The organism is Limnohabitans sp. (assembly GCF_031538885.1).
Lineage (GTDB): Bacteria > Pseudomonadota > Gammaproteobacteria > Burkholderiales > Burkholderiaceae_C > Limnohabitans.
In genome coordinates, this window is sequence record NZ_JAVKLW010000011.1 from 1 (window position 1) to 11,724 (window position 11,724).

An 11,724-nucleotide genomic window follows, 5' to 3' on the forward strand; every position below is an offset into this window, starting at 1 on the left:
GAAGTCTTTGTTCACGTCGTAGGGCAGCTTGGGGAAGATGTAGGGGTTGACGGCCAAGGTGCCGATGTGGCCCAAGATGAGGGTGTGGTCGTCGCTGGCATTGGCCACTTCTTGCATGGCGATGTTGCCCGCGCCGCCTGGCTTGTTGTCCACAAACACGTTTTGCCCGATCGTCTTGGCGAGTTCACCCGCGATCGCACGCGCCACAATTTCAGAGCTGCCGCCCGGTGCAAAGGGCACCACCAAGCGCAAGGGTTTGCTGGGCCAAGCGGCCTCTGCGTGCGATAGCAGGGGCGACAAAGCCAGCGCAGTGGCCGTGGTGTTGGCGAAGAGTTGGCGGCGATTGAATAGGTGCTGAGTCAAAATGAGGCCCTCTGATACCGATAGCAATGAAAGACGTGTGATGCGCGTAACGCGAATGCCAGCAATGTACCTGCCCCACGGCGGCGGGCCTGCATCGGCGCACTTTCATGCGTGGTTAATCAGGTGCTTGACGGCAATCAAGCGCAACGCACAGAACGGTTGATGCACTGGAGCACAGCGCCTGGTGGCGTGGCCTCGCATCCGCGTGAAGAGCATCTGATTCCCTTGATGGTGGCCAGTGGCGCAGGCAGCGATGTGCCTGGCCGAAGAATGTGGTCGGGCATGCTGGGCCCGACACATTTAGGCGCTTGGATATTTGATTGATTCAAGGGACTTGCCCTCGCCCTGACATCATTTGGCATGAGCTTTAGGTGCAGAATGCGGGGTCATTTCGTTGCTTGGTGAATCGGCATCAAAGATGAAACAAAGACGAAATTCACAGAGATTTTTATTTCAAACGTAGGAGACACAAATGAAATTGTTCAAACAACTGGTGTTGTCGTCGGTGATTGGCGTGGCCTCTCTGGCGAGCGCACAGACCGTCAAAATCGTTGGTTTGGTAGAGCTCTCAGGCACGGGCAGCACATCGGGCACCAACTTTGACAACGGCATCAAGCTGGCGGTCAAAGAGATCAATGCAGCCGGTGGCATCTTGGGTAAGAGGGTGGACTACGTCTCGTACGACACACAGTCGAACCCTGGTGTTGCCAAAGGCCTGACCGACAAAGCGGTGGACGAGGGCGCTTATGTGGTCATGGGCCCCGTGTTTTCTGGCTCCATCATGGTGAGCATGGCGTCTACCAAGCGCGCTGAAATTCCAAACTTCACCGGTGGTGAAGCTGCTGCCATCACGCAGCAAGGCAACCCTTATGTGTTCCGTACATCGTTCACGCAGTCCACGGCGATGCCCAAGATTGCGAACTACATCAAAGACAAAGTCAAGGCCAAGACCGTCGACGTTGTTTATGTGAACAACGACTTTGGCAAAGGTGGTCGCGATCTGATCATCAAGGCGTTGGAGGCGCGTAGCATCAAAGTGGGTGCTGATATTTCGTCTGAGCCAGGTCAAGTGGACTTCAGCAGTGTGGTGGTGAAAGCCAAACAATCGAATGCAGATGCTTTGTTCGCTTATACCAACGAAGAAGAGTCCGCACGTTTGTTGCGCGAGTTGAAGAAGCAAGGCTACAAAAAGCCTGTGATTGGCGAGACGGTGTTGACCAGCCAAAAAGTGATTGAGTTGGCTGGCGATGCTGCCAACGGTGCAATTGCACACGTGGGCTTGACCGCAGATGCGCCACAAGCAGGTGTGAAAAAGTTTGATGCCGCATTCCAGAAGGAATACAACTCACGCTCAGACCACAACGGTTTGAAGGGCTACATTGGCATGTACACCGTGAAGGCGGTGACCGAGAAGTTGGGCAAGTTTGATTCCAAAGCGTTTGCTGCCGCGATGAAAAACATCAGCCTCTCTGCCAAAACATATCCCGGTTTGTTGTTGGATATTTCTTATGACGAAAACGGTGACTTGGACCGTGAAAGCTACTTGACCAAAGTGGTCAACGGCAAACAAGTGGTGAGTGAAATCTTGCCACCCGCCAACAAAAAATAACCTAGGTTTGAAGCATGTCAGATAGCAATCAATTCAAGTTGGCCGGTGTCATGGGGATGCCCGTATTCCAGTCACGCTCACCCATCCTTCACAACTACTGGATCAAAAAGTACAACTTGAAAGGTGCCTACGGGCACTTCCCCGTGCAGATTGAAAACGTCGAGGCAGCCGTCAGAGGTTTGTCTGCACTGGGACTGATAGGTTGCAACATCACGCAACCCCACAAGCTGATGGCGATGAAGCTGATGGATCAGCTCAGTCCCATGGCCCAACGCATTGGCGCGATCAACTGCATTGTGGTGCAGCCAGATGGCAGTCTTCATGGGTTCAATAACGATGGGTTTGGCTACATTCAAAGTTTGAAGGACGCCAAACCCACATGGCGTGCCGATGACGGCCCGATCACCGTCATCGGTGCAGGAGGCGCTGCGCGCGCGGTGGTCATCAGCTTGCTGGATGAAGGTGCCAAAGAGATTCGCTTGATCAACCGCACCCGAGCCAAGGCGGATGAGTTGGCTTCGGTGGAACCTCGCATCGTCAAGACCTACGATTGGCAAGAGCGCCATGCTGCGATGGAAGGGGCCGCCATGTTGGTCAACACCACCAACCAAGGCATGTATGGACAACCGCCGCTAGAAATCAGTTTGGATACCTTGCCCAAAACGGCCATGGTGTCGGACTTGATTTACATCCCCCTCGAAACACCGTTGTTGGCAGCAGCGCGTGAGCGTGGCCACTTGACGGTGAACGGACTGGGGATGTTGCTGAACCAAGCGATCCCTGCATTTGAAGCCTGGTTTGGTGTGAAGCCAGAAATCACCGAGGAGTTGCGTCAAGCCATTCTTGCCACCTTCTGACCTGTGCGTATCTTCACAGAGCCTAAGATTGACTCGCATTGCCATGTGTTGGAGCCCCGTCGGTTCCCTTATGGTGAGCGTGCGTCTTACCGTCCGGCAGGGCAAGAGATGGGCAGTGCCAAATACTTCCAAGAGGTCATGGCTTGTTATGAGGTTAAGCATGCCCTGCTGGTGGGGCCGAACTCGGGCTATGGCACCGACAACCGTTGTTTGTTAGATGCCCTCGCTGGTGCCCCGGGTGTATTTAAAGGCATTGCCGTGGTGCCCAACGATTGCAGCTTGGAAGCTTTAGAGAAATTCAAATCTCAAGGCGTCATTGGTGTGGCCTTCAATCCATCTTTGATGGGCTTTGATTTTTATTCCAACATCGAACCCTTGTTGCGTCGACTTCAGCAGCTTGACATGTGGGCGCAGTTTCAAGTCGAGAACGATCTGCTGTTAGATTTTTTACCCATGCTCGCACGTGTGGATGTGAAAGTGATGATCGATCACTGCGGTCGTCCAAATTTAAATGCAGGGTTATCGCAGCCTGGTTTTCAGGCCTTGCTGGCGCTGGGACGCGAGGGGCGCACGGTGGTCAAGCTCTCAGGGTTTGCCAAGTTTTCGCAGGTGGGCTATCCCTTCAGCGATACACGCATCTTCACCGATGCCTTGGTGCGTGAGTTTGGTTTTTCACATTGTGTGTGGGCCTCGGACTGGCCTTACCTTAAAGCACCTGAGCGCTTAGATTACGGGCCGATGCTCAAAATTTATGAGACTGTATTCAGTGCCTCTGAGCGCCGTACGATGATGTGGGATGCACCGCAAAAACACTTTGAATTCATACGTGTCCGCAACACCAGACACTACTGAAAAATTGAATTATTTAAATTTTTTCGCTCCGTGACGACACCACAATCCCTCCCGCAATCAGTACAAACGCTGCGATGTGGTACGTCTGCGGCAGCTCACCTAAGGCCAATGCGGATAGCGTGGCTGCAAACACAGGGGTGAGGTTGGCAAAAAAGCCCGCAATGTTGGGGCCGACGTGTTGCACACCCAAGCCCCAGCAGCGGTAGGCTAAAAGTGCGGGGCCGACGGCGAGGTTTGCAGTGCCAGATACTGCAAGCTGTTGTAGCAGCCCACGCCCAGCAGGCCTAACAGCGCGTAGCGTTTCCAGTGCGGCCAGAGCGGGCTGTGGCGTCGCAGCACATGGTGCGCGATAGGCAGGAGTAGTGCAAAGGCCAAGCCCCAGCATAAAAAATTCAGCGTGAGCGGTGGGATCAGCTCGTGTATCAGTCGCCCCACGATGGCATTACCTGCCCACAGCAAGGGTGGGACTAATAAAAGCGCCGCAGTGCGCGGCGTCAAGGCGTGAGGGGCAACAGATATAAGAATAAGGGCAAGACTTTACCCGAGGGGGAAGATAACCCTTGCGACACCCCTCTTGCGAATTTCATGGCAGGATTTGGCACCTGAAAAACAAACCAACTCTGGAGCATCACCCATGACCAAAGCAGTCATCATCGAAAAAAACGGCGGCCCTGAAGAGCTCAAGCTCATTGACGTGACCGTGGGTCAACCTGGCCCAGGCGAAATTCGCATTCGCCACAAAGCCGTTGGCTTGAACTTCATCGACGTGTACCAACGCAGCGGTGTGTATGCACTGCCTATGCCTTTGCATTTGGGCATGGAAGCCTCCGGCATCATCGAAGCCGTGGGCGAGGGCGTGACCCATTTGAAAGTGGGCGATCGCGCAGCCTATGCCAGCCAACCACCCGGCAGCTACTGCGAAGAGCGCGTGATGCCCGCCAAGTGCGTGTGCAAATTGCCAGATGCCATTTCGTTTGAAACCGGCGCAGCCATGATGCTCAAAGGTTTGACCGCGCAATATTTGTTGAAGCGCACCTTGCCACAAGGCGGCTTGCACAAGGGGGACTTCATCTTGTTCCACGCCGCTGCCGGTGGTGTGGGCCTGATTGCTTGCCAATGGGCCAAGGCCTTGGGCTACCAACTGATTGGTACAGCAGGCAGTGATGCCAAGTGTGAATTGGCCAAAGCCAATGGTGCAGCGCACGTCATCAACTACAACACCGAAGACTTCCTGGTCCGTGTGAAAGAAATCACAGGCGGCAAGGGTGTGAAAGTGGTTTACGACTCGGTGGGTAAAGATACATGGGACAAATCACTGGACTGCATCGCACCGTTTGGTTTGATGGCCAGCTTTGGTAACGCATCAGGTGCACCAGCACCGATGGCCCCCGGCATTTTGGGCCCTAAGGGTTCGATCTACCTCACGCGCCAAACTTTGTTCAGCCACATCGTCACGCGCGAAAGCACGCAAGAGATGGCAGACGATTTGTTTGAAGCCGTGACCAGCGGCAAGGTGAAGATCCACATCGACCAAACCTACCCACTGGCCGACATTGCCCAAGCGCACCGCGACTTGGAAGCCCGCAAAACCACGGGTTGCACCATCATCACTTTGTGATGACAGCGCATGCGTTTCAGGTGCTGGGTTCAGCGTTCTGAAACTTGTCAGCACGGCAGGTGAGCACCAGCGTGTCGCGATACCCGCCTTCGGCCATCGGCTGAATGGGCGTGCTTTCGTGAATCACCCGTGTGTCGTCTAGCAACAGCAAAGACCAAGGCTCGCTCAGCGTGAAGCGTTCGCCTTGTGGTCCATGTGCGTCAAATACGCGAGTCTCGCCACCTTTGATATGGCTGCGGTGGGCCATGAACACGGCCACAAAATCCACACCATCACGATGCGCGCCCTCGGGCGTAGGACGGCCAATGCCATCGGTGGTGTCAATGCGGAACTGATGCGCTTCGATGCACCACTTGGTGTTGGGTGTGCCGCGCACTTGACTTGCGGTGTGCGCCAATGCCGTGAGCAACTGGGCCCAAGCGGGCGATGTCACGGTGTCTGCATGCATGGGCTCAAACCAACGCTCCATGCCGCCATGCAGTGCATTGTAGTCGAGCGACTGCCAATGCGCGCGGTGTGGCACTTGGGTCAATGCCTCGTTCTCAAATACAAAGCTGCTGTGACGGCGGCGGCGGTAGCGGCCACCGTCTTTGAGGTAGTTGTCGGGCGGCATGTCGGCCCAACTGGGCGACAGGGTTTGCAGCTCGGCCACCGAGCAACTCGCCCATTGCGCCACGCTGGCAGCACTCAGCATGCCGTAGCCTTTGTGTGCAATGGTCGTGTTCAGTTCGGTAACGCCAACTGTTTTTGGGGGAAGTATTTGCATGTTTAGTTGCCGCGGCGTACGCGTAGCACTTCGTCCAAGATGAGACAAGCGGCGCCTACCGTGATGCCGCTGTCGGCGATGTTGAACGCAGGGAAGTGAATGCCCGCGTAATAAAAATCCAGAAAGTCCACCACGTAGCCATACAGCACACGGTCAACCACATTACCCACTGCGCCGCCCAAGATACAGGCAACTGCAATGCCAAACAGTTTTTGACCCGGATGTTTTTTGAGCATCCACACCATGGCGATGGTGGCCACCACGCCCAAGCCTGTGAAAAACCAACGCTGCCAACCACCCGCAGTGGCGAGAAACGAAAACGCAGCGCCTTCGTTGTGTACGCGCACGATATTGAAAAAGCTGCTGACCGCAATGCCTTCACCCAACTGGTAGGTGCTGGTGATGAGCACCTTGGTGAATTGATCTGCAACCAATATCAGGGCAGCGAGGCTAAGCCACACCCAATGCGAGGTGGTGCTGCGAATGAAAGTGTGACGTGCCATCAATGCGTTCTTTCGTGCGCTCTTTATGCGAAGTGCCGCACTTCACCATCACCGTGTAAATTGCTGTCGCAGCGGCCGCACAGGGTGGGGTGAGCGGGGTTGTGGCCCACATCGTCGCTGTAGTGCCAGCAGCGATCGCACTTGGTGGCTGTGCTGGCTTTGACGTCGACGGTCAAACCTCCGCCTTTGACGAGGGTGACTTGGGAGGTGATGAAGACAAACTTCAAGTCGTCACCCAATGAAGCGAGTGCGTCATACGCTGTGCCATCGCAATGGATGAGCAACTCAGCTTGCAGCGATGCGCCCACTAAACCTTCGGTGCGTTTGTCTTCGATTTTTTTGTTGGCGATGTCGCGAACCTGTTGTACGGCATGCCATTTGTCCATCAATGCAGTGTGGGTCGCGCCAAGGTTGGTGAAAGCTTCCAAGAAGATCGACTCGGACTTGCCAAACGTCGCCCACGCTTCTTCAGCTGTGAAGCTGAGGAACGGCGCCATCCAACGTAGCATGGCGTGGGTGATGTGGTGCAGCGCCGTCTGCGCGCTGCGACGTGCGAGCGACTTCGGCGCTGTGGTGTACAGGCGGTCTTTGAGCACGTCCAAATAGAACGCGCCCAAATCTTCCGAGCAGTACAGCTGCAACTTTGACACCACGGGATGGAATTCATACTTGCCGAAATGACCGCCTTCAAACACACCCGTCTCGGGTTTGTATGTCCCCAAAATTTCAGCTTGCACTTGCGCAGCGCGAGACAACGCGTACTTGTCGATTTCCAACAAATCGTCAAACGCCACGGCGTCTTTGGCTGGGTCAAAGTCGCTCACGTTGGCGAGCAAGAAGCGCAGCGTGTTGCGAATGCGGCGGTACGCGTCGACCACGCGGGCCAAGATTTTGTCGTCGATGTTCAGGTCGCCAGAATAGTCGGTGCTGGCCACCCACAAGCGCACGATTTCGGCGCCCATCTTGTCGCTCACTTCTTGCGGGGCGACGGTGTTGCCCAAGCTCTTGCTCATCTTGCGGCCTTGGCCGTCGGTGGCAAAGCCGTGGGTCAGCAGGCCTTTGTAGGGTGCGCGGTCGTACAAGGCGCAGCCCAACAACAGTGAGCTGTGGAACCAGCCTCGGTGTTGGTCGTGGCCTTCGAGGTACAGGTCAGCCTCGGGGGTGGAGTTGTCGGGTGAAGTGTGGAAAGGCGCGCGGTGATTCACGCCAAAGTTGTAGGCGTCTTTGTGGCTGCCGCGCAGCACGTGTTGGAAGGTGGAGCCGGAGTCGAACCACACTTCCAAGATGTCGGTGCTCTTGGTGTAGCTGGCTGCGTCGTCGCCGGGCTGGTTGAGGATGTCTTCCACCGCCACGCAGCTCCAGGCTTCGATGCCGCCTTGTTCCACGATGTCTTCTGCTTGGTCCATGATGGCCATGGTGCGTGGGTGCAACTCGCCGCTGTCTTTGTGCAAGAAGAACGGCACGGGCACACCCCAGCTGCGTTGGCGCGAGATGCACCAGTCGGGGCGGTTGGCAATCATGTCGCTCAAACGTGCGCGACCGTTCTCGGGGTAGAAGTGGGTTTGGTCAATCGCGTGCAACGCGAGTTCGCGCAGCGAATGTGTTGACTTGTCGGTGATGAATTTGCCCGTGGTTTTCTCAGTCGTGCTGTCAAACGCATCCATGCGGATGAACCACTGCGCCGCTGCGCGGTAGATGACGGGCGTTTTGTGACGCCAGCAATGCGGGTAACTGTGCGTGATGGTTTGTGTGGCCATCAAGCGGCCTGCGCTTTGCAGTGCTTGCAGAATGACAGGCACTGCTTTCCAGATGTGCTGGCCACCGAACAGCGGGAAGTCAGCGGCGTAGGCACCGTTGCCTTGCACGGGGTTCAAGATATCGGTGTACTTCATGCCGTTGGCCATGCATGAGTTGAAGTCATCGACGCCATAGGCGGGGGCGCTGTGCACGATGCCGGTGCCGTCGGTTTCGCCCACGTAGTCGGCCAAGAACACGGGGGAGGTGCGTTGGTAGCCTGCGTCTACGTGCGCGAGTGGGTGGTTGAATTCAGTCAGGCCGAGTTTGTTGCCCGTGGCGGTGGCAACGACTTTGCCTTCGAGCTTCCAACGCTCCAAACATTTCTCGACCAACGAGGCTGCGCACACCAACAAACCACGCTCGGTATCGACCAAGGCGTAGTTGATTTCGGGGTGCATATTGAGCGCTTGGTTGGCAGGGATGGTCCACGCGGTGGTGGTCCAAATCACGGCGAACGCTGGCTTGTCGAGCTTGGTCAAGCCAAATGCAGCAGCCAGTTTCTCGGGTTGAGCGCATAAGAAAGCCACGTCGAGCGTGTCGCTCTTCTTGTCGGCGTATTCAATTTCAAACTCGGCCAAGGACGAGCCACAGTCAAAGCACCAGTACACGGGCTTCAAACCACGGTACACAAAGCCACGCTCCATCACGCGTTTGAAGGCGCGCAATTGACCGGCTTCGTTGGCGGGGTCCATGGTGTGGTAGGGGCGCTCCCAGTCACCCAACACGCCCAAGCGTTTGAAGTCTTCGCGTTGTTGGTCGATTTGTTCGGTGGCGAAGGCGCGGCATAACTTTTGGTTTTCGGCCTGCATGTCGTCACGGCTGAGTTTGCGGCCATGCAGTTTTTCAATCGCGTTTTCAATCGGCAAACCGTGGCAGTCCCAACCGGGGATGTATTGCGCATCGAAGCCTGCGAGTTGCTTCGACTTGACGATCATGTCCTTCAGCACTTTGTTCAGCGCGTGGCCGATGTGCAGCTTGCCGTTGGCGTAGGGCGGGCCGTCGTGCAGCACAAACAGCGGTGCGCCTTGGCGAGCCACGCGCAGTTTTTTGTACAAGCCTTGCTCGTTCCATTGCTTGGCCCACGCGGGTTCGCGTTTGGGCAAGTCACCCCGCATGGGGAACGGGGTGTCCATCATGTTGAGCGTGGCGCGGTAATCAGTGGCTTTGTCGGTCATGGCGATCTCAGGTCGGAGGCATTAAGAGGGGGCTGGCTGCTCAAACCCAAAAGCGGGGCAACAAGCTAAATCAGGCAGATGCGGGGCAGTGTGCAGCAAGAGGGGGCTGCACGCCCCGTCAAATTCGGGCTGCGAGCCAAGCGCGTGCGTCGTCGCAGTCTTTGTGGATGCCTTGCATCAAGGCGTCCAGACCGTCGTACTTCAGCTCGTCGTGTAATTTGTGCAGCAGTTCCACTCGAATGATTTTACCGTAGCCCCCCTCAGCGCCTAGGCTGGCAGGCCAGGCTAGGCAATGGGTTTCGAGCAGCACGCGACCGCCGTTGACATCGCTCGGGTCGAGCGAGGGGCGAATGCCCAAATTGGCCACGCCCGCCAAAGGCTGTTCACTCAGGCCATGCACCTGCACCACGAAGATGCCACTGGCCGCAGGCTTCCAATGGCTGAAGCGCAAATTGAGCGTGCGGCAGTTCAGCTCGCGGCCCAGCTTGCGGCCATGCACCACATGGCCCGAGATGGCGTAGGGGCGTCCCAGCAACTGCGTCACCTCTTGCATCGCGCCACGGCCCATGGCCTCGCGTACGGCAGAGCTGGAGACGCGCAGGTTGGACTTGCCGCTGGGCCACCCCAAGGCGGGGCCAGTCCCCTCGGGGGGAAGCGAGGACACAAGGTGCCGCGCGTGGGGGTTTGATACTTCGTAGCTGTTCATACGGGCTACATCAAAGCCCAGTTGCGCGCCTGCGGCGTCGAGCATGGCGTAGTCGCCTGCGCGTTTGGCGCCAAAGCGAAAATCGTCCCCCACCAGCACGTATTTCACGCTGAGGCCTTTGACCAGCACGTCTTCGATGAAGGCCTGCGGCCCTTGCGAGGCAAAGGCTTGGTTGAACGGCAGCACCACGCACTGGTCTACCCCGCACGCGGCCAGCTCGTGGAGCTTGTCGCGCAGCGTGGCGATGCGGGCGGGGGCGAGGTCGGGTTGCTGGTGCTGCTTGGCAAAGAAGTCGCGTGGGTGTGGCTCAAACGTCATCACGCAACTGGGCACGCCACGGTGACGCGCCTCGTTTTCCAGCAGGGCCAGCATGGCTTGGTGGCCACGGTGAACGCCGTCAAAGTTGCCAATGGTCAAGGCGCAAGCCTTGGCCAACTGCGGGTGATGAAAACCTCTGAAAATTTGCATATCTTGGGTGAACGGTGACGGGCCTAAAACCGTCACTCAATAAAGGTATATTGTCAGCGATAGATGTGCATTCCCGAACGGTCGTTTTTTGCAAGCGAATGGAGGTGAGGTGTGAAGGTCTTGAAACTGTCTGCCCAAGGGCTACCGCAGTCGTGGATATCGCTCGAGCAAGCGGTGATTCACTACGCGGCTGACGAAGTGCGCTGGGAATCGGGCGGCGAGGTCGCGGTGTTTCATGGCGGTACCAATGCCATCACAGGGCAGCAGTCCATCATCACGGTCAATAGCATCATCGGCACCAAGGGCGTGCCCAACATCAACCCGTTTGATTTGAAATCGGGGTTGACCAATGACAAGCTCTTTAGCCGCGACCGCAACATCTGCGCCTACTGCGGCGACCACTTTCACGAGTCAGAACTCACCCGCGAACACATTCGACCCATTGGGCAACGTGGCCCCAACACGTGGATGAATGTGGTCACAGCCTGCAAATCATGCAACCACCGCAAAGGCAACCGCACGCCCGAGCAAGCGCGCATGCCGCTGCTGTACACGCCTTATGAGCCGTCGTTGTGGGAGGACTTCATCCTTCGTAACCGCCGCATCTTGGCGGATCAGATGGAGTTTTTGATGGCGCATGTGCCTAAGAGTTCTCGGCTCTTGGTTTAGTTTTTGGAAAGCAACACAAACTCTTTAGCGTTAAGTGTCCGAAGAGCCACTCATTTGATGGTCGAAAGACTGGCGTATCAAGCCCAAGACATATGGAAGTTCTTGCTCATTGTTTAAGCCGATTTCTACATCACCATTGCCCCAACGACCAATGCCAGAGATATCTCGGCACAATTTTTTTGGATCTTCGATGTCATTTATTCGGCGGATTCAAGGACGAAGTGCAACAAAGATGAACTGGTTATAGGTGGCTGAGGATGCGAGAGCATCATGGCCGCTTTAACCGCCAAGTCGAAGTTGCCCAATGTACAAGCACCTCAGCCGAGAAGAACGATACCAAA

11 protein-coding genes and 1 pseudogene are annotated in these 11,724 nt (G+C 56.4%); 6 read left to right on the plus strand and 6 right to left on the minus strand.

The genetic code is table 11. The features are described 5' to 3' along the window. The coding region (locus tag RMS03_RS00735; protein WP_405023475.1) for a Bug family tripartite tricarboxylate transporter substrate binding protein at positions 1–363 on the minus strand (363 nt) is incomplete at its 3' end. Positions 364–525: 162 nt separating this feature from the next. Here RMS03_RS00735 and RMS03_RS00740 point away from each other — a divergent pair. The 4 genes from RMS03_RS00740 to RMS03_RS00755 all read left to right on the plus strand — a co-directional run bounded on the left by RMS03_RS00740 (position 526) and on the right by RMS03_RS00755 (position 3,681). After that, on the plus strand, positions 526–687 hold the full coding sequence (locus tag RMS03_RS00740; RefSeq protein WP_310625214.1) for a hypothetical protein: 162 nt from the start codon (positions 526–528) through the stop codon (positions 685–687). Between the two features lie 148 nt (positions 688–835). Beyond that, positions 836–1,972 (plus strand): ABC transporter substrate-binding protein, encoded by a 1,137-nt coding sequence (locus RMS03_RS00745; RefSeq protein WP_310625215.1) that lies wholly within the window; start codon positions 836–838, stop codon positions 1,970–1,972. A gap of 14 nt (positions 1,973–1,986) precedes the next feature. Further along, complete coding sequence (locus RMS03_RS00750) at positions 1,987–2,829, plus strand: shikimate dehydrogenase (RefSeq protein ID WP_310625216.1); 843 nt, start codon at positions 1,987–1,989, stop codon at positions 2,827–2,829. A 3-nt stretch (positions 2,830–2,832) separates the two neighbouring features. Beyond that, positions 2,833–3,681, plus strand: coding sequence for an amidohydrolase family protein (locus RMS03_RS00755; protein WP_310625217.1), 849 nt, complete (start codon positions 2,833–2,835; stop codon positions 3,679–3,681). A gap of 13 nt (positions 3,682–3,694) precedes the next feature. Here RMS03_RS00755 and RMS03_RS00760 read toward each other — a convergent pair. Next, positions 3,695–4,200, minus strand: a pseudogene (locus tag RMS03_RS00760) (DMT family transporter). A 115-nt stretch (positions 4,201–4,315) separates the two neighbouring features. Here RMS03_RS00760 and RMS03_RS00765 point away from each other — a divergent pair. Then, positions 4,316–5,299: a quinone oxidoreductase gene (locus RMS03_RS00765; RefSeq protein ID WP_310625218.1), complete on the plus strand. Its 984-nt coding sequence runs from the start codon at positions 4,316–4,318 to the stop codon at positions 5,297–5,299. A gap of 16 nt (positions 5,300–5,315) precedes the next feature. Here RMS03_RS00765 and RMS03_RS00770 read toward each other — a convergent pair whose 3' ends face one another. The 4 genes from RMS03_RS00770 to RMS03_RS00785 form a co-directional block, all read right to left on the minus strand. After that, on the minus strand, positions 5,316–6,065 hold the full coding sequence (locus tag RMS03_RS00770; RefSeq protein ID WP_310625219.1) for a 2OG-Fe dioxygenase family protein: 750 nt from the start codon (positions 6,063–6,065) through the stop codon (positions 5,316–5,318). A gap of 2 nt (positions 6,066–6,067) precedes the next feature. Further along, complete coding sequence (gene lspA, locus RMS03_RS00775; protein WP_310625220.1) at positions 6,068–6,568, minus strand: signal peptidase II; 501 nt, start codon at positions 6,566–6,568, stop codon at positions 6,068–6,070. 23 nt (positions 6,569–6,591) lie between these two features. Continuing rightward, positions 6,592–9,540 (minus strand): isoleucine--tRNA ligase, encoded by a 2,949-nt coding sequence (ileS, locus tag RMS03_RS00780; protein ID WP_310625221.1) that lies wholly within the window; start codon positions 9,538–9,540, stop codon positions 6,592–6,594. 118 nt (positions 9,541–9,658) lie between these two features. After that, positions 9,659–10,714 carry a bifunctional riboflavin kinase/FMN adenylyltransferase gene (locus RMS03_RS00785; RefSeq protein ID WP_310625222.1) on the minus strand — a complete coding sequence of 352 codons (1,056 nt, stop codon included), beginning with the start codon at positions 10,712–10,714 and terminating at the stop codon, positions 9,659–9,661. Positions 10,715–10,825: 111 nt separating this feature from the next. On the opposite strand from RMS03_RS00785, the gene RMS03_RS00790 reads away from it, so the two are divergent. Then, a complete protein-coding gene (locus RMS03_RS00790; RefSeq protein ID WP_310625223.1) occupies positions 10,826–11,383 on the plus strand; it encodes an HNH endonuclease in 558 nt (185 codons plus the stop codon). Positions 11,384–11,724 lie beyond the last annotated feature (341 nt).